This is a genomic window from Actinomadura vinacea, from assembly GCF_039532545.1.
In the GTDB taxonomy this organism is placed as follows: Bacteria; Actinomycetota; Actinomycetes; order Streptosporangiales; family Streptosporangiaceae; genus Spirillospora; species Spirillospora vinacea.
The window spans coordinates 48,461-66,375 of sequence record NZ_BAAARW010000024.1; the positions used below are offsets into that span (position 1 = coordinate 48,461).

General features: G+C 74.2%; 15 protein-coding genes and 2 riboswitches. Of the genes, 12 read left to right on the forward strand and 3 right to left on the reverse strand.

Going from position 1 to position 17,915, the window contains the following annotated elements; translation table 11 throughout:
- The first annotated feature begins 21 nt into the window (after window positions 1-21).
- The 9 genes from clsA (at window position 22) to ABD340_RS31640 (ending at window position 8,712) form a co-directional block, all read left to right on the forward strand.
- Entirely contained in the window at window positions 22-684 is a 663-nt protein-coding gene (gene clsA / locus ABD340_RS31600) for a cardiolipin synthase ClsA (RefSeq protein WP_344594335.1), read from the forward strand.
- Window positions 681-3,179, forward strand: a complete 2,499-nt coding sequence (locus ABD340_RS31605) for a sugar phosphate nucleotidyltransferase (protein ID WP_344593950.1) — start codon at window positions 681-683, stop codon at window positions 3,177-3,179. The genes clsA and ABD340_RS31605 overlap by 4 nt, the downstream gene beginning before the upstream one ends.
- 108 nt (window positions 3,180-3,287) lie before the next feature.
- A complete protein-coding gene (locus ABD340_RS31610) occupies window positions 3,288-4,211 on the forward strand; it encodes a DUF881 domain-containing protein (protein WP_344593952.1) in 924 nt (307 codons plus the stop codon).
- 28 nt (window positions 4,212-4,239) lie between these two features.
- Window positions 4,240-4,572, forward strand: coding sequence for a small basic family protein (locus ABD340_RS31615; RefSeq protein WP_344593953.1), 333 nt, complete (start codon window positions 4,240-4,242; stop codon window positions 4,570-4,572).
- Window positions 4,569-5,300: a DUF881 domain-containing protein gene (locus tag ABD340_RS31620; RefSeq protein WP_344593954.1), complete on the forward strand. Its 732-nt coding sequence runs from the start codon at window positions 4,569-4,571 to the stop codon at window positions 5,298-5,300. The genes ABD340_RS31615 and ABD340_RS31620 overlap by 4 nt, the downstream gene beginning before the upstream one ends.
- Before the next feature lie 370 nt (window positions 5,301-5,670).
- Window positions 5,671-6,207: a double zinc ribbon and FHA domain-containing protein gene (locus tag ABD340_RS31625; protein WP_344593955.1), complete on the forward strand. Its 537-nt coding sequence runs from the start codon at window positions 5,671-5,673 to the stop codon at window positions 6,205-6,207.
- A gap of 13 nt (window positions 6,208-6,220) precedes the next feature.
- A complete protein-coding gene (gene ftsR / locus ABD340_RS31630) occupies window positions 6,221-6,985 on the forward strand; it encodes a transcriptional regulator FtsR (RefSeq protein ID WP_344593957.1) in 765 nt (254 codons plus the stop codon).
- 138 nt (window positions 6,986-7,123) lie between these two features.
- Entirely contained in the window at window positions 7,124-7,594 is a 471-nt protein-coding gene (locus ABD340_RS31635) for a bifunctional nuclease family protein (RefSeq protein WP_344593958.1), read from the forward strand.
- A gap of 509 nt (window positions 7,595-8,103) precedes the next feature.
- The gene (locus ABD340_RS31640) at window positions 8,104-8,712 is read left to right on the forward strand and encodes a MerR family transcriptional regulator (RefSeq protein WP_344593959.1); all 609 of its coding nucleotides are present in this window, start codon (window positions 8,104-8,106) and stop codon (window positions 8,710-8,712) included.
- Window positions 8,713-8,721: 9 nt separating this feature from the next.
- Here the strand turns inward: ABD340_RS31640 and ABD340_RS31645 are convergent, their stop codons facing one another.
- On the reverse strand, window positions 8,722-11,208 hold the full coding sequence (locus tag ABD340_RS31645) for a flippase-like domain-containing protein (RefSeq protein ID WP_344593961.1): 2,487 nt from the start codon (window positions 11,206-11,208) through the stop codon (window positions 8,722-8,724).
- A gap of 396 nt (window positions 11,209-11,604) precedes the next feature.
- Window positions 11,605-11,700: riboswitch (glycine riboswitch) on the forward strand.
- Window positions 11,701-11,810: riboswitch (glycine riboswitch) on the forward strand. It abuts the riboswitch before it with no gap.
- Between the two features lie 74 nt (window positions 11,811-11,884).
- Here ABD340_RS31645 and gcvP point away from each other — a divergent pair.
- Both gcvP and ABD340_RS31655 read left to right on the forward strand, forming a co-directional pair.
- Window positions 11,885-14,797 carry an aminomethyl-transferring glycine dehydrogenase gene (gcvP, locus tag ABD340_RS31650; protein WP_344593962.1) on the forward strand — a complete coding sequence of 971 codons (2,913 nt, stop codon included), beginning with the start codon at window positions 11,885-11,887 and terminating at the stop codon, window positions 14,795-14,797.
- Window positions 14,798-14,923: 126 nt separating this feature from the next.
- Window positions 14,924-16,135, forward strand: a complete 1,212-nt coding sequence (locus ABD340_RS31655) for a tetratricopeptide repeat protein (RefSeq protein ID WP_344593964.1) — start codon at window positions 14,924-14,926, stop codon at window positions 16,133-16,135.
- 18 nt (window positions 16,136-16,153) lie between these two features.
- Here the strand turns inward: ABD340_RS31655 and ABD340_RS31660 are convergent, their stop codons facing one another.
- Window positions 16,154-16,579, reverse strand: coding sequence for a PPOX class F420-dependent oxidoreductase (locus tag ABD340_RS31660; RefSeq protein ID WP_344593966.1), 426 nt, complete (start codon window positions 16,577-16,579; stop codon window positions 16,154-16,156).
- A 93-nt stretch (window positions 16,580-16,672) separates the two neighbouring features.
- On the opposite strand from ABD340_RS31660, the gene ABD340_RS31665 reads away from it, so the two are divergent.
- Window positions 16,673-17,293, forward strand: a complete 621-nt coding sequence (locus tag ABD340_RS31665) for an alpha/beta hydrolase family protein (protein WP_344593967.1) — start codon at window positions 16,673-16,675, stop codon at window positions 17,291-17,293.
- 209 nt (window positions 17,294-17,502) lie between these two features.
- Here ABD340_RS31665 and ABD340_RS31670 read toward each other — a convergent pair whose 3' ends face one another.
- Entirely contained in the window at window positions 17,503-17,706 is a 204-nt protein-coding gene (locus ABD340_RS31670) for a DUF5999 family protein (protein ID WP_344593968.1), read from the reverse strand.
- Window positions 17,707-17,915: the final 209 nt, after the last annotated feature.

The following is a 17,915-nucleotide window of genomic DNA, read 5'->3' on the forward strand; positions in this document are numbered from 1 at the left end:
GCGGACGCGGTGTCGGGCGCGATGACGGAGGTCGTGTCGGGCCGGATCTGGACGGTGCCGAACGCGCTGAGCTTCGCCCGGCTGCTGGGCGTGCCGCTGTTCCTGTGGCTGGTGCTGGCCGAGGCCGACTGGTGGGCGCTGGGCGTGCTGGTGTTCGCCGGCCTGTCGGACTGGCTGGACGGCAAGCTGGCCCGCGCGCTGGACCAGACCAGCAGGCTGGGCGCCGTGCTGGACCCGGCCGCCGACCGGCTCTACATCCTGGCGACGCTGGCCGGGCTGACCGTGCGCGACATCATCCCGCTCTGGCTGGTGCTGCTGCTGGTGGCGCGGGAGGCGGCGATCGTCCCGATCCCGCCGATCGTCCGGCGGCTGGGGTACATGGGGACGCTTCCGGTGCACTTCGCGGGCAAGGCGGCGACGCTGTGCCTGCTGTACGCCTTCCCGCTGCTGCTGCTCGGCGACCACGCCGGGTGGTGGGCCACCGCGGCGAAGGTCATCGGATGGTCGTTCGCGATCTGGGGGACGGCCCTGTACTGGTGGGCGGCCCTCCTCTACTGGGAGCAGACGCGGCGACTGGTGCTGGCCGGCCGCGCCGACCCCCCGGGCCCGCCGCCGGGCCCGCCGGGCGCTCCCGATCCGGGCCCTCCGGCCGGCGACGCGAAGGGAGCGCGGACACCGCGATGAAGGCCGTTGTGATGGCGGGCGGCGAGGGGACGCGGCTGCGTCCGATGACCGCCAACCAGCCCAAGCCCCTGCTCCCGCTCGTCAACCGGCCGATCATGGAGCATGTGCTCCGGCTGCTCAAGCGGCACGGGTTCACCGAGACGGTGGTGACCGTGCAGTTCCTGGCCGCGCTGATCCGCAACTACTTCGGCGACGGCGAGGAGCTCGGCATGAGGCTGAGCTACGCCACCGAGGAGATGCCGCTCGGCACGGCGGGCAGCGTCAAGAACGCGGCGGAGGCGCTGCGCGACGACCGCTTCCTGGTGATCTCCGGGGACGCGCTCACCGACATCGACCTGACCGACATGGTGCGCTTCCACCGCGAGAACGGGGCGCTGGTCACCATCGGGCTCAAGCGGGTCCCCAACCCGCTGGAGTTCGGCATCATCATCGTGGACGACGAGGGCCGCGTCCAGCGCTTCCTGGAGAAGCCGACCTGGGGGCAGGTGTTCTCCGACACCGTCAACACCGGCATCTACGTCATGGAGCCGGAGGTGCTCGACCAGGTGGCGGACGGCACGCCCGTCGACTGGTCCGGCGACGTGTTCCCCAAGCTGCTGGCCGAGGGCGCGCCGCTTTACGGGTACGTCGCCGACTGCTACTGGGAGGACGTCGGCACCCATGCCAGCTACATGAAGGCGCAGGCCGACATGCTGTCCGGGCTGGTCGACGTCGATCTGGACGGCTTCGAGCTGTCCCCGGGGGTGTGGATCGGGGAGGGCGCCGAGGTCGACGCCGAGGCGGTGCTGAAGGGCCCGCTGTACGTCGGCGACTACGCCAAGGTCGAGGCGGGCGTGGAGCTGCGGGAGTTCACCGTGCTCGGCAGCAACGTGGTGGTGAAGGAGGGCGCGTTCCTGCACCGCGCCGTCGTGCACGACAACGTGTTCATCGCGCCGTCCACCAATCTGCGCGGCTGCGTGATCGGCAAGAACACCGACATCATGTCCGGCGCCCGGGTGGAGGAGGGCGCGATCGTCGGGGACGAGTGCGTGATCGAGGCCGAGGCCTACGTCTCCAGCCAGGTCAAGGTGTACCCGTTCAAGACGATCGAGGCGGGCGCGGTCGTCAACACCAGCGTGATCTGGGAGTCCCGGGGGCAGCGCAGCCTGTTCGGCCCGCGCGGGGTGTCCGGGCTGATCAACGTGGAGATCACCCCGGAGCTGGCGGTGCGGCTGGCCAGCGCGTACGCGACCACGCTGAAGAAGGGCACGGCGGTGGTGGCGGGCCGGGACGCCTCGCGCGCGGCCCGCACCCTGAAACGGGCGATGATCAGCGCGCTGACGTCCGGCGCGATCGACGTGCGGGACCTGCAGGCGTGCGCGCTGCCGGTGGCGCGGTTCGAGACCGCCCGGGAGGACTGCGCCGGCGGGCTCTACATCCGCACCACGCCGGGCGACCCGCAGGGCGTCGACATCATGTTCCTCGACCCGGACGGCGCCGACCTGTCGCAGGCCGCGCAGCGCAAGCTGGAGCGGGTCTTCGGACGGCAGGAGTACCGGCGGGCGTTCCCGGGCGAGATCGCCGAACTGGCCTACCCGGCGCGGACCGTCGAGACCTACACCCGCGACCTGCTGCGCCGCGTCGACATGAGCGGGGTCCGGGAGGCCGGGCTGAAGATCGTGCTGGATTGCGCGGGCGGCACCGCCTCGCTGGTGCTGCCGACGCTGCTGGGCGAGGTCGGGGTGGAGGTGCTCACCCGCAACAACCGGCTGGACGAGGCCAACCCGACCGAGACGCTCCCCGAGCGGATGCGCGACCTGCAGCGGCTGGGCGAGCTGGTGTCGTCCTCGCGGGCCGCGTTCGGGGTGCGGTTCGACCCGGTGGGGGAGCGGATCTCGCTGGTGAACGAGGGCGGCGAGCTGGTCGGCGACGACCGGGCGCTGCTGGTCATGCTGGATCTGGTCGCGGCCGAGCGGCGCGGCGGCCGGGTGGCGCTGCCGGTGACCACGACCCGGGTGGCCGAGCAGGTCTGCCGGTTCCACGGGGTGCAGGTGGAGTGGACCTCCACCTCCCAGGACGTGCTGACCAAGGCCGCCGCGCGGCCGGAGGTGGTGTTCGCCGGGGACGGGCGGGGCGGGTTCCTGATGCCGGAGTTCAGCACGACGGTGGACGGGATCGCGGCGTTCGTCCGGCTGGTCGGCCTGGTCGCGCGCACCCGGCTGACGCTGTCGCAGATCGACCGGCGCATTCCGGCGGCGCATCTGCTGCGCCGTTCGGTGCCGACGCCGTGGGCGGCCAAGGGCGGCGTGATGCGGCACGTGGTCGAGGCGGCGGGCGGCCGGACGATCGACACGACCGACGGCGTGCGGGTGGTGGAGGAGGACGGGCGGTGGGTGCTGGTCCTGCCCGACCCGTCGGAGGCCGTGACGCACCTGTGGGCGGAGGGGCCGGACGCCGACGCGGCGCAGGAGACGCTGGAGGAGTGGGCGGGCGTCGTCGAGCGCGCCGGGTCGTGAGGGCGGTGTTCCGGGTCGCCCCGCCCGGCCCCCGCCGAATCCGAATCCGCGCCCGAACCACCGCGCTGACCTGCGCCTCGATTTGGCGCCGCTTGCCATGATGGGGCGGTGGAACGGCGAACGGAGGATCCGGGACGAGGGCGGGAGCCGCGCGGATGGCGGCGTCCCGACGCCTCCATGTCCCTGCTGGCGGACCTGTTCGCGGGCAAGGTCCTCGACCCCGGCTACGCCGAGGCCGCCGCGCGCCGCCGGGCCGCCGGGCGGGACCGCGCGCCCGGGCACGGGCGGCTCCTGCGGGCCGGCGTCCCCGCCGTCTTGATCGGCATCGGCATGCTGGTGGCCGTCGCGGGCGCCGAGGTGCGCCGCAGCGAGCCCGTGGCGGCCGCGCAGCGCTCCCGGCTGATCGCCGAGATCCGGGACCGGACCGCCCGCACCGACGGCCTCCAGCGCCGCCTGGACGCCCTCCGCGAGCAGACCCAGCGGCAGCGCGCCGCCGCCCTCGAGCGCAGCGCCGCCGGGCAGCGCGCCCGCGAGGACGTGGCGGCGGCCGGGGACGCCGCGGCCGCCACCGCGGTCTCCGGCCCCGCCCTGGTCCTCATCCTCGACGACGCCCCGCGCGAGGGCGGCGCGGAGCGGCGGGGCCGTCCCGACGAGGGACGGGTCTATGATCAGGATCTCCAGATCCTGGTGAACGGGCTCTGGGCGGCCGGGGCCACCGCCATCGGCATCAACGGGCAGCGGCTGACCCCCACGACGGCGATCCGCACCGCCGGGGAGGCCGTCCTGGTCGACTACCGGCCGCTGAGCGCCCCGTACGAGGTGACCGCGCTCGGCGGCGCCGCGGGCGGCCCGGCGGCCCTGGAGCGGGAGTTCCTGGCCTCGGCGGCCGGCCGGCGCGCCGAGCTGCTGCGGGAGCGCTACGGGATCCGGGTCGAGACCCGCGTCCGCGACCGCGCGCGCCTGCCCGGCGCGGGCGCGCTGCGGCTGCGGTACGCGCGGGCGCCCGAGCCCCGGAGGGGAGCGGGCCCGTGACCCGCGACGGGGGAGAGGGGAACCGACTGTGATCGCCCTGCTCGGGCTGGTGATCGGGATCGCGCTGGGGCTGGTGTTGCAGCCCGACGTGCCGCTGTGGCTGCAGCCGTACCTGCCGATCGCGATCGTGGCCGCGCTGGACGCGATGTTCGGCGGGGTCCGCGCCCGGCTGGAGGGGATCTTCGACGAGAAGGTCTTCGTGGTCTCCTTCGCCGCCAACACCGTGATCGCCGCGCTGATCGTCTTCCTGGGCGACCAGCTCGGGGTCGGGTCCCAGCTGTCCACCGGCGTCGTGGTGGTGCTGGGCATCCGGATCTTCTCCAACGTGGCCGCGATCCGCCGGAAGCTGTTCGGCGCATGAGCGGGGACATCGGCGAGGACGACGCGGGCGAGGCGCGGAGGTCCCGAGACGGGAGCCCGGGGCTGCTGGAGCTGCTGCGCCCGCGCCGGACCTGGGGGCAGCTCGTCGGCGGCCTCCTGTGCCTCCTGGTGGGCTTCGCGGCGGTCGCCCAGGTCCGCTCCAACCAGCGGGACACCACGTTCGCCACCGCCCGCCAGGACGAGCTCGTCGGGATCCTGTCGGACCTGTCGCAGCGCTCCGAACGGCTACGCGGCGACCTGCGCGAGCTGGAGGAGACCAAGGCGGGCCTGGAACGCGACGCGCAGGGCGAGACGGCGCTGCGCGAGGCCCGCGAACGGGCCACCACCTACGGCCTCCTCGCCGGCACCCTCCCCGCCGAGGGGCCCGGCATCGAACTGCTCATCGGCGACCCGGCCCGCAAGGTGCGGGCCGTCGACCTGCTGGACGCCCTCCAGGAACTGCGCGACGCCGGCGCCGAGGTCGTCCAGATCAACCAGGTCCGGGCCGGTGCCGCCACCTACTTCCTCGACGCGCCCGGCGGCGGGATCCGGGCCGACGGCGCGCCGCTGGCGGCGCCGTACCGGTTCCTGGTGATCGGGGACGCGCACACCATGACCACCGCCCTCAACATCCCCGGCGGCGTCGTGCGGACCCTGCGCAGCGCCGGCGCCACGGTCGCCGTCACGCCCCGGGCCACGGTGGAGATCCGCGCCACCCGGCCGGGCTGAGCCGCGGTCCCGTCCGGCCGCGGCCGATCATGGCGTCGCAGGTCGGCGGGCCACCGGGCCGCCGCGCGCCGGTCCGGGCACCGCCGCCGCCCGGCCCGTACGATCGGATCGCGTCCGCGCGGCGCCGTAGACCTGCGATCATTGACGGCGGTAGCTTGGGGGGCAGCCGGCTCACCGTTCCAGTTGACCCCTTGGGCCCTACCCGCGTAAGTTGCGGCAACCGTCGTGTTGGTGGGCGGCGGGCAGGACCGTGGTCGGGGGAACGGTCTCCCGGCGTGGGTTGGTACAGGATGCGCGTGGCGCAGGGCGGAGCACCGCGGAAGCGGGCACCGGCCGGCGGCACGCCGATGGTAGGAGGCCGAGCCGATCGATGCCGAGCGTCTACTGCACGCAGTGCGGTCACGCCAACCCGGATGATGCCCGCTTCTGCTCGAACTGCGGCTCCCCGCTGACGCGGAGCGCCCCCTCGCCCACGCCGTACAAGGAGTCGCCGGGGGAATCCACCTCCACCATCTCCATCGGCGGCCTGGAGGCGCTGGACACCGACCAGGGCGCCGAGGAGCCGGTCGGGCCCGACCAGATCGCGGTGGAGGCGCTGCCGCCCGGCACCGCCCTGCTGGTGGTCAGGCGCGGCCCCAACGCCGGCAGCCGGTTCCTGCTCGACAAGGACCGCACCTCGGCCGGCCGGCATCCGGAGAGCGAGATCTTCCTCGACGATGTGACGGTGTCCCGCCGGCACGCCGAGTTCGCCCGCGAGGGCGGCGCGTTCTTCGTCCGCGACGTGGGCAGCCTCAACGGCACCTACGTCAACCGGCAGCGGATCGACCAGGCCGGCCTGTCCGGCGGCGACGAGGTCCAGATCGGCAAGTTCCGGATGGTCTTCCTGACCAACCCGCAGCACGGCTGACCGGGAGGGGACCATGAGCGCGCAGCCGGCGCGGGCCCTGATGACGATCGGGGACGTACTGGGCCGGCTGCGGCCCGAGTTCCCCGACGTCACGATCTCCAAGATCCGTTTCCTGGAGGCGGAGGGGCTGATCGAGCCGCAGCGCAGCCCCTCCGGCTACCGCAAGTTCGGCGACGCCGACGTCGAGCGGCTCCGGTACATCCTGGGCGCCCAGCGCGACCACTACCTGCCGCTGCGGGTCATCCGGCAGCACCTGGAGGCCCGCGACCGCGGCGAGCCGGTGCCGCTCCCGGCCCCCAGGACGGCGCCGGACGCCGCGCAGCCCGCCGGCCTGGCGCGGCCCCACGACGACGGCGCGCGGCGGCCCCGCACGCTCGTGGCCGCCGACACCACCGCCGAGGAGCCCGCGCCCGTCCGGCTCACCCGCCGCCAGCTGCTCGACGGCGCCGGGATCGACGCGGACCTGCTGACCCGGCTGGAGGAGTACGGCCTCGTCCGCCGCGCCGCCGGCCACTACGGGGGCGAGGCCCTCACCGTCGCCCGCACCGCCGCCGCCCTCGGCGAGTTCGGCTTCGAGGTCCGGCACCTGCGCGCCCTCAAGGCCGCCGCCGACCGCCAGGTCGGCCTGATCGACCAGGTCGTCGCGCCCCAGCTGCGCCGCCGCAGTCCGGGCGCCCACGAGCAGGCGACCCAGACCGCCCGGGAGATCGCCGCGCTCGCGGTACGGTTGCACGCGGCCCTGGTCTCCACGGGGCTCCGGGAGAGTCTCGACCCTTGATCGGAATATTTCGCAGGATTTTCCCCGGCGGTCGGCGGGACGTCTGGTCCGACCCTGGGTGTACGTTGGCTAGAGGGTTCGGTCAGGGATCGGTCCGGGCACGGTGATCGAGACAGCGAGGACCAGCAGGGAGCCGCAGTGAAGCAGATGGAGGTCGTCGGCGTCCGGGTCGAGATGCCCTCCAATCAGCCGATTGTCCTGTTGAAGGAGACGGAGGGCGACCGCTACCTCCCGATCTGGATCGGGGCGGTCGAGGCGACCGCGATCGCCTTCGCCCAGCAGGGGGTGCTGCCCGCCCGTCCACTCACCCATGACCTGTTCCGCGACGTGCTGGAGGCCCTCAGCGTGCAGCTGCGCACGGTCAACATCACCGCGCTGCGCGAGGGCATCTTTTTCGCCGACCTGGTCTTCTCCAACGGCGTCGAGGTCAGCGCGCGCCCGTCCGACTCGATAGCGCTCGCGCTGCGCACCGGAGCCACCATCTTCGCCAGCGACGACGTCCTGGAGGAGGCCGGCGTGGCCATCCCCGACGAGCAGGAGGACGAGGTCGAGAAGTTCCGCGAGTTCCTCGACACGATCTCGCCGGAGGACTTCGGCCGCGCGGGCTGATTCATTGCGGAGGGGCGACCCTCCACACCACCCGGGACGGGGCGAACGGCCCCTTCCGGTCGCTGGCGCTCCCTCCAGGGTCCGTCCACTCCGGTGAGGGCCGGCCCCCAGATAGGCGCAGCCCCCGGTTAGACAGAGCCCTAGTTAGAAACTGCGAATCGGGGGAACCGGTAGGGAGTTCGGGGGGTCGAATATCGTGGAATCGGCCGGTCGATGGTCGCGGCCGGTTCTGGGCCTGGAGGGCCGTCTGCTCTGCGAGTTCATGCTCGGGTGCGGGTGGTCTTGCGCGGTCCGGTTCCAGCCGTGGGTGAACGGGGTAGGAGTCCCGGTGGGACCGCAGGTGCGCAGTTTGCCCACGTGAAGCCGGTTCATCCGGGCATGCGACGCGCCGACGGCGAACGTTGACCACACCCTGACCGGCACCTACCGTGCTGGTGGAACACCCGTGGTGTCAATTCGTCAAACCCCCTTGACGAAGCCCCGCGGGCTGATAGAAGCCGGAGGTCCGCGTGGCGGTGAGCAGCGGCGAGGGCAAGGCGACCCCCGACAGGCAGATGGCGTCTCGGCGCGCCGGAGAGCAGGGCCTGCTCTTCGACACCGAGGTGTCCGCGCCGCCCGAGGACGTGGGCTACCGCGGGCCCACGGCCTGCGCCGCCGCCGGGATCACCTACCGGCAGCTGGACTACTGGGCGCGCACCGCGCTGGTCGAGCCCAGCGTGCGGGCCGCGCACGGGTCGGGCAGCCAGCGGCTCTACAGCTTCCGCGACATCCTCGTCCTGAAGGTCGTCAAGCGGCTGCTGGACACCGGGGTCTCGTTGCAGCAGATCCGGACGGCCGTGACGCATCTGCGCGACCGGGGCGTCCGGGATCTGGCGCAGATCACGCTGATGAGCGACGGCGTGAGCGTCTACGAGTGCACCTCGGCCGACGAGGTCGTGGATCTCCTTCAGGGCGGCCAGGGGGTCTTCGGCATCGCGCTCGGCCGCGTCTGGCAGGAGGTGGAGGGGAGCCTGGCCGAGCTCCCCGCCGAACGCGCCGCCACCGACGACCCGGAAGACTCCGGCGAGCACCCCCACGACGAGCTCGCGCACCGGCGCCGCGCCCGCAGGACGGGCTGACCCCCCCGGTTAGATCGCTTCCTTGCGCTGGAGGTAGGCGAACGCCGCCCACCCCGGCAGCACGGGCAGCCACAGCGTCAGCAGCCGGAACAGCAGCACCGCCGAGGTCGCCGCCTCGGCGGTCAGGCCGGAGATCGTCAGCGCCACCGTGAGGGCCGTCTCGACGGCGCCCAGCCCGCCCGGGGTCGGCGCGGCCGAACCCACCGCGTTCGCGGTCAGGAAGACCACCACCACCGCCGTCCACGGCAGCGACTCGCCGAACGCGCGGACCGAGGCGTCCAGGCACACCACGAAAGCGACGGTCAGCAGCAGCGACCCGCCCAGCCCGGTGATGATCTTCTTCGGTGACTGCAGGACGTCGACCAGCCGCGGCACGACGCCCGAGAACATGCTCTTGAGCCGCCTGGTCGCGAACCGCCGCACCCGCGGGATGGTCAGCGTGATCGCGGTCAGCACCGCCAGCGCCAGCAGCACGATGACGATCGTGCGGGACGGCGCCAGATCGCGGGTGGCGTTGCCGGTGGAGCCGGTGATGAACCCGAACAGGATCAGCAGCAGGATGTGCATCGCCATGCCCATGAGCTGGGACGCGCCGACGCTGGCCACCGCCGGGCCGGGCCGCACCCCCGAGCGCTGCAGGTAGCGGGTGTTGAGCGCGACACCGCTCACCGCCGCGGGCGCCACCAGCTTCACGAACGACGCGGCCACCTGCACGAGCACGGTCCGGCCGAGCGGCAGCTTCTCGGGGACGAAGCCCATCAGCATGAACGCGGCGGCGAGGTAGGTGAGCGCGGCGGCGCCCAGCGCCACCCCCATCCACCACCACTTGGCGCCGGCCACCAGCTGGACCGGGTCGACGCTGCTCAGCTGCGGGACGACGATGTAGGCGGCGACGGTCAGCGCCACGATGCTGAAGATGGTGCGCGGCCGGAACCGCTCCAGCCGGATCGGCGGGGCCTCGCCCTCGGGCCCCAGCCGGACGATCTGCTCGCGGATGCGGGTGAGCAGCTCGCGGTCGTGCCGCAGCGCGGCCCGGGTGTCGCGGGACAGCGCGACCCGCTGCAGCAGCGGCACCGCGGCGGCCAGCGCCTTCTCGCCCAGGACCCGCGCGGCCGTGTGGACCGCGCGCTCGGGCCCCACCCGCAGCGCCAGCGTGGTCAGCAACTGCGCCAGGTCCAGCCGGAGCGTCAGATCCCCGGCGGCGATCTCGCCCGAGCGCAGGTCGATCAGGTACGCCCGGCCCCGTTCGGAGATCAGGAACGCGCCGCCCTCCAGCCGCCGGTGCGCCAGCCGGGCCGACTGCAGCCGCTTCAGCTGCCCCCAGACGTCAGTGAGCACCGCGTCGGTGAGGTCCTCGTCGGGGACGTCGTCGAGCCGCCGGCCGGGCACGTACTCGTAGGCCACCAGCGCGGCCTCGGTGCCGACCTCGCTGGTGCCGACCAGCCGGGGGGTGCGGGCGCCCGCCGCGTCGACGGCGTAGGCCATCAGCGACTCCTGCTCCAGCGAGCGGCGCAGCGAGCGCACCGGGCGCCGGGGCGCCGCCTCGCGCAGCCGGACCAGCCGCCACACCCGGTACAGCACCCCGGCGGTCTGCTGGTCGCGGTCCAGGACGCTGACCTCCAGCTGCCAGTCGCCGCGGGGCAGCGCGACGCCGGAGCCGTCGGTCGGGACGGCGTCGGGCGAGTGCGCGATCCGGACCCCGTAGCGGCGGACCTCGTCCTCGTCGTCCGACAGCCGCCGCGCCCGCAGGGTGCGCAGCCCCAGGCGCTCCAGCGCGGCGACGACCGCCAGGCCCGGCGGCCGCGGGTTCGGCGTGCCGACGGCGTAGAGCGTGCCGTGGCCGATGGCGCGGCCCAGGAAGTAGGTGGCGGCCAGCGCGGCGACCGAGGCGTAGGCGGCGGTGAGCCCGGTCAGCGCGGCCAGCCCGATCATCGTCCAGGTGACGGCCTGCCAGCGGGCGCGGCCGGCCATCCCGACCGCGGTGACGAACGCGATCACCGGGGCGATGTCGGTGTGCACCGGCGCGGTCTCGGTGCCGCCCCAGATCAGCGAGTCCAGCACCCCGCCGGGCGCGGAGGAGATCACCAGGTCGTCCAGCAGGACGGTCACGGCGAACGCGATCACCGCGGCCAGCAGCCCGATCGCGACCCGCACCCCGTCCTTGTGGAACAGGCGCTCCACCGCGAACGCCACCGGCACCGCCAGCACCCCGAAGCTGGACACCAGCGTGGCCAGCGTCAGCAGGAAGCGCGGCGCGTGCGCGGTGCCCTGGGTGATGTCGGTCTGCAGGCCGTGCGTGGTCTGCTGGGCGAAGGCGAACAAGACCAGCAGCATCACCGCCACCAGCCCCGCCACCGAGGCGGCGAACCGGATCGCGTCGGAGGGCCGCCGGATGCGGTCCGGGCGCGGCGGCTCGTCGACGGGCACGGCCGTGGCGGCGGCCGGGCCGGGCCGAACCGACTCGTCCTTGTGCTCTTCCCGGTGGGTCTGTGTCACGCCCACACCGCCGTCCGGACCTGTCACTGCGATCGGCGTCCCCGGACCGGCGTCGTGCGGTCGAGCACGGTGCCCGGTCCGTCCGCTCTCACGTTCAAGGTGATTCGTACCCTCCTGGCCCCCGCGGCCCCCATTTTCCGGGGCCGTCGCCGGGCCCCGCCGAGAACCGGCGCCGCCCGCGCCGTGACCCGCCGCCCGGCCGAGCGTTCGCACAAGCGCTTGCACGGTCGGGTCCCGTCCCCGTGAGATGTGGGTATCGTACTGGTCCGTAGCCCCCCGGGATCAACGGCCCGGGGCCGGTGGCCGACCGCTTTCCGGCACGCCCGCCGCCCGTGCCCCCGCCCCGTCGCGATCGTTCCGGCGGCGGGTTGGATAGAGTTTCATGGAGAACGCCGTCGACCCTGTGCGGGAGAGATCCCACGCAACCAGTGTGGGGCGCCGAAGGGGCAACCCTCCCCGGAACCTCTCAGGCAAAAGGACCGCGCGGGCGAGGCACCTCTGGAGAGCAGGCGCCGTTCCCCGGTGGGGGAACGGGGTCTCACCGAAGGGGAAAGCCCGGGACGCGGGCGAATCTCTCAGGTGCCGATGACAGAGGGGGAGACGGCCGCCGGCCGCGGTGCGCATCGCGGTACCGGTGGCGCCTGAGCGACCGCGAAAGCCCAGGAGGCTCCCCAGCATGACCGCCCAGTACTTCGCCCCCGTGGCCTCGCCGCAGCACCCCCGGTCCGCGTTCGCGGACCGGCACATCGGGCCCGCGCCGGCCGACCAGGACCGGATGCTGGCGGCCATCGGCTACTCCGGCGCCGAGGCCCTGATCGACGACGCGGTGCCCGCCGCGATCCGCACCGACCGGCCGCTCGACCTGCCGCCCGCGCTGAGCGAGACCGCCGCGCTGGAGCGGCTGCGCGAACTGGCGTCCCGCAACACCGTGCTGACCTCGATGATCGGCCTCGGCTACCACGGCACGATCACTCCCGGCGTGATCCTGCGCAACGTCCTGGAGAACCCGGGCTGGTACACCGCTTACACCCCGTACCAGCCGGAGATCTCGCAGGGCCGGCTCGAGGCGCTGCTGAACTTCCAGACCGTGGTGAGCGACCTGACCGGGCTGCCGGTCGCCAACGCCTCCATGCTGGACGAGGGCACCGCCGCCGCCGAGGCCATGGCGCTGGCGCACCGCGCGTCCAGGCGCAAGGAGCCGGGCACGTTCCTGGTGGACGCCGACGCGCTCCCGCAGACGATCGAGGTCATCCGCACCCGCGCCGTCCCGCTGGGCATCGAGGTCGCCACCGCCGACCTGGGCGGGGGGCTGCCCGACGGCGACTTCTTCGGCGTGCTACTGCAGTACCCGGGGGCCTCGGGGGCGGTGCGCGACCTGGAGCCGGTGGCCGCGCAGGCGCACGAGCGCGGCGCCCAGGTCGTGGTCGCGGCCGACCTGCTCGCCCTGACCCTGCTGCGGCCGCCGGGCGAGTCCGGCGCCGACATCGTGGTCGGGTCGGCGCAGCGGTTCGGCGTCCCGTACGGCTACGGCGGCCCGCACGCCGGCTACATGGCGGTGCGCGAGGGCATCCAGCGGCAGCTGCCCGGACGCCTGGTCGGCGTCTCGGTCGACGCCGACGGCGCGGCCGCCTACCGGCTGGCGCTGCAGACCCGCGAGCAGCACATCCGCCGCGAGAAGGCCACCAGCAACATCTGCACGGCGCAGGTGCTGCTGGCGGTGATGGCGAGCATGTACGCCGTCTACCACGGGCCGGAGGGGCTGGCCGCGATCGCCCAGCGCGTCCACCGGCACGCCCGCGGCCTGGCCGCCGGGCTGCGCGAGGCGCCCGGCGTCGAGGTCGTGCACGACCGCTTCTTCGACACCGTGCTCGCCCGGGTCCCGGGCCGCGCGGCCGAGATCGTGGAGAAGGCCCGGCTGGGCGGGGTCAACCTGCGCCCGGTGGACGCCGACCACGTCGCCATCGCCTGCGACGAGACCACCACCGACGAGCACATCGGCGCGGTCGGGCGCGCGTTCGGCCTGGACGGCGCCCCACCGGCCGGCGCCCTGCCGGACGGTGCTCTGCCGGATGGTGTTCAGGGGGACGCCTTCGGCGAGCTGCGCCGCGAGAGCCCCTACCTCACCCACCCGGTCTTCCACCGGCACCGGTCCGAGACCGCCATGCTGCGCTACCTGCGCAGGCTGCAGGACAAGGACATCGCGCTGGACCGGTCGATGATCCCGCTCGGCTCCTGCACGATGAAGCTGAACGCCACCGCCGAGATGGAGCCCGTCACCTGGCCGGAGTTCGCGGACATCCACCCGTTCGCGCCGGTCGAGCAGGCCCGCGGCTACCTGGAGCTGATCGGCGAGCTGGAGGACCGGCTGGCGGAGATCACCGGGTACGCCAAGGTGTCGGTGCAGCCCAACGCCGGTTCGCAGGGCGAGCTGGCCGGGCTGCTGGCCATCCGCGGCTACCACGCCGCGCGCGGCGAGGGGCACCGGAACATCTGCCTGATCCCGTCGTCGGCGCACGGCACCAACGCCGCCAGCGCGGTCATGGCCGGAATGCGGGTCGTGGTCGTCAAGTGCGACGACGGCGGCAACATCGACCTCGACGACCTGCACGGCAAGCTCGCCCAGCATGGCGCGGCCCTGTCGGCGATCATGGTGACCTACCCGTCCACGCACGGCGTGTTCGAGGAGACGATCACCGAGGTGTGCGCGGCCGTGCACGCGGCCGGCGGCCAGGTGTACGTCGACGGCGCCAACCTCAACGCGCTGGTCGGGCTGGCCCGTCCCGGCGAGTTCGGCTCCGACGTCTCCCACCTCAACCTGCACAAGACGTTCTGCATCCCGCACGGCGGCGGCGGGCCGGGCGTCGGCCCGATCGGCGTGCGCGGGCACCTGGCGCCGTTCCTGCCCAGCCACCCGCTGCGCGCGGAGGCCGGCCCGCAGGACACGGGGGTGGGGCCGATCTCGGCGGCGCCGTGGGGCTCGGCGGGCATCCTGCCGATCTCCTGGGCCTACGTCGCGATGATGGGCCCGGACGGGCTGCGCGCCGCCACCGAGAGCGCGATCATCGCCGCGAACTACCTGGCCGCCCGGCTGGCCCCGCACTACCCGATCCTCTACACCGGGCGCAACGGCCTGGTCGCGCACGAGTGCATCGCCGACCTCCGCAAGATCACCAAGGAGACCGGGATCACCGCCGAGGACGTCGCCAAGCGGCTGATCGACTACGGCTTCCACGCGCCCACGCTGTCGTTCCCGGTGGCCGGCACGCTGATGATCGAGCCCACCGAGAGCGAGGACCTGGCCGAGCTCGACCGGTTCTGCGACGCCATGATCGAGATCCGGCGGGAGATCCAGCGGGTCGCCGACGGCTCCCACGACCGCGGCGACAACCCGCTCAAGAACGCCCCGCACACCGCCGAATGCCTGCTCGCCGAGGACTGGAAGCACCCCTACACCAGGGAGGAGGCCGCGTACCCGCTGCCCGCGCTGCGGGACGGCAAGTACTGGCCGCCGGTGCGCCGGATCGACCAGGCCTACGGCGACCGCAACCTGGTCTGCTCCTGCCCGCCCCCGGAGGCCTTCGAGGACTGAGCCGTCCGGCCCGGGGGCTTCTGCGGGGATTTCGTGGATCATGCCGGCGGATCCGGGTGTCGCCCCGGCGCGGGCGCGGCCGCCGTCGGTAGGCTCGGCTCACCGACCCGACCCCCAGAGGCGAGCATGAGCGAGACCCCGGATCCGGCCGACCCCGCGCGGCTTTGCGAGGAGGCCAGGCGGCTGGCCGAGACGGGCGAGCCCGAGCGGGCCGCCGCCCTGTTCCAGAAGGTGCTCGACCTGGGCGGCACCCCGCACCGGGCCCAGGCGGCCCTCGGGCTCGCCGTCGTCCTCGACGACCGCGGCGACGTCGAGGCCGCCCGGGAGGCCGACCGGGACGCCATCGCCACCGGCGACCCGGAGTACGGGCCGCGCGCCGCCTACCACCTGGCGCTCACCCACGAGCGCGCGGGCGAGCACGTGCTGGCCGGGCCGGCGTGGCGGGTCGTGGTCGACTTCGGCAACCCGGCCTATCTGCCGCCGGCACTGCTGGCGCTGGCCCGCCTCGCCGACGACGAGGACGACTTCGAGACCGCCCGCGGCCACTGGGAGGACGCGGTCGGGACCGGCGACGCCGAGTACGGCCCGGTCGCCGCGCACGACCTGGCCCAGCGGCTGCTGGAACGCGGCGAGCCCGCGCGCGCCCTGCGGATCCTCACCGCCGGGCTCAAGCTGGTCGACCGGGAGGCCGCGCCGTACGCCTACGCGCGGCTGGCCGTCACGCTGGGCATCGCCTACCTCGACCAGGCGATCGGCGCGTTCGGCGCGGCCCTCGGCGAGCCCGGCGCGGCCGCCGACGCCGACGTGGGCCCGCTGGCCGTCGAGCTGCTGGCGCGCACGCTTCCGCTGCGCGGCCGCGGCGCCGAGGCGCGCGAGGTGTGGGGGCGAGGGCTGGCCGACTCCGGCGTCGCCGGCCAGGTGCGGGCGCGGCTGCGCCGCGACTTCGCCGCCGACGACGAGGACGCGGCGGGCACCGAACCCGCCGACCTGTGGTGGGAGCCGGTGGTCGAGCACGCGGTGGCGGAGGGCACGCTGCCCGCGCTGGCCGGTGAGGCGTTCGGCGCGCTCGACCACATGTACGCGCTGCTGGCCGTCCGGTACGCCCGGAACGCCGAGGGGGAGCCCGCGCCGCCGGGCTCCGGCTCCGGCGATCCGCGGTCGGACGCGGCCAGGGAGGCGGACCAGGCCATGGGGCAGGCCGTCCGGGTGCCCAGCGGTTACGCGTGGGGCCCGCTGCTGCACGAGAGCTTCGCCGAGCGGCTGCGGGCGGCCATGGGCGGGCCCGACTCGTCGCCGCCGCCGGGCTGGCCCGACGCCGAACCCGTCGCCGAGACCTGACCCGTCCGCCCGGGACGGCTATCCGGCGACGTCGCGCTCGGCGACGACCTTGGTGATCCGCACCCGGACCAGGTACTCGCCCGGGACGGCGTTGCGCGCCCCGAACTCCTCCGCGCGGTCGGGACCCATGTACCGGCCGCCGATGGCCGTGGCCCAGCGGCGCAGTTCGGCCATGTCCTCGGAGACGCCCGCCTCGCCCGTGATCGTCACGAAGGAGTAGGGCGGTGTCTGGTCGTCCACGGCGATCGAGACCCGCGGGTCGCGCCGCACCGCCTTGCCCTTCAGCCCCGACTCGTGCGTGGTGAACAGCAGGTCGTCGCCGTCGAGCACGAACCAGATCGGGGTCACGTGCGGGCTGCCGTCGGCGCGGACCACCGCGATCTTCCCGGTCCGGGTGCCCTCGGACACGAAGTCGCGCCACTGGCTGTCGGTAATCTTCACCATGGGCACAGTCTGCCGTACGGATCCGCCCTACCGGATCTTCGCCGCCGGGGTCCGCGCGCCGCCCGGCGGGCCGCACCGGCTACCGTGAGTGACATGGAGATCGTGACGGCGCGGGGCCCGGCCGAGGTGACGCTGGACGACCCGCGGGGGGCGGGCGGCGCGGCGTTCCTGCTGGTCCTGACGCACGGCTCGAACGGCGGCGTGGACGCCCCCGATCTGCTGGCCGTGCGCGAGGTCGCGCTGGGCCTCGGCGGCGCGGTGGCGCGGGTGCTGCAGCCGTTCCGGGCGGCGGGGCGGCGGGCGCCCGGCTCGGCGGTCCGGCAGGACGAGGACTGGCAGCAGGTGATCAAGGTGCTGCGGGACCGGTACGGGGACCTGCCGCTGGTCCAGGGCGGCCGCAGCAACGGGGCGCGGGTGGCCTGCCGCACGGCCGGGGCGGCCGGGGCGGCCGGCGTGGTCGCGCTGGCGTTCCCGTTGCGTCCGCCGGGCCGTCCGGACCGGTCGCGCGCCGGGGAACTGCGCGAGGCGCGGGACGCGGGTGTGGAGGTGCTGGTGGTGAACGGGGACCGGGACCCCTTCGGGATCCCGGATCCGGCGGACGCCGCCGAGGTCGCGGTGCTGCCGGGCGAGCGTCACGAACTGGCGAAGAATCCCGCGGCGGTGGGCGCCGCGGTCGGTCCGTGGCTGCGTCGCTGGACCCGCTCCACCGGGTGAAGAGGCGGGCGCCGCCGCCGGCCTGCGCCGGCGGGCTGGGAAGCCGGTCGCGGGAGTGGGCTGTGGGGTCGGGCCGTGGGAATGGGAGGGAGAGGGTCGTGCCTCCTCCGGGCCCTGGACGGGCCCAGAGGCGCTGGGCGGGCGAGCTGGCCCCCGAGGAAGATCACCCCGTTGGACTAGTCCCGGCGGAGCCCGGGACGGTCCCCTGGTCAGGCGGCGGACGGCTCCGGAAGGTCCGTCGGCCGGTGCGGTGCGATGATTCCCCCGTCGGGCAGCAGCTCACCGGTGTCCTCGAAGAGCACGACGCCGTTGCACAGCAGGCTCCACCCCTGCTCGGGGTGGGCGGCCAGGGTGCGTGCGGCCTCGCGGCTGGGGCCGTCGGCCGTGGGACAGGGCGGCTGGTGCGGGCACATCGGCGTGCCTCCGGTCTCGTGTAACTCGGTTGCGGACGTCTGTTCTGACGCACTTCAGTGTGATGCGGTTCATCTTCCCCGGGCCATAGCCCGTTGGGACGGTTGTCCCGTGGTACCGAAGTACCGTGCGTCTGTGACCCGTCTCACCCTGCGGTGCCAGGCATAGCGTGCCCCGCGCGGGATAACGGCTGAAGGCCGACACGCCGACC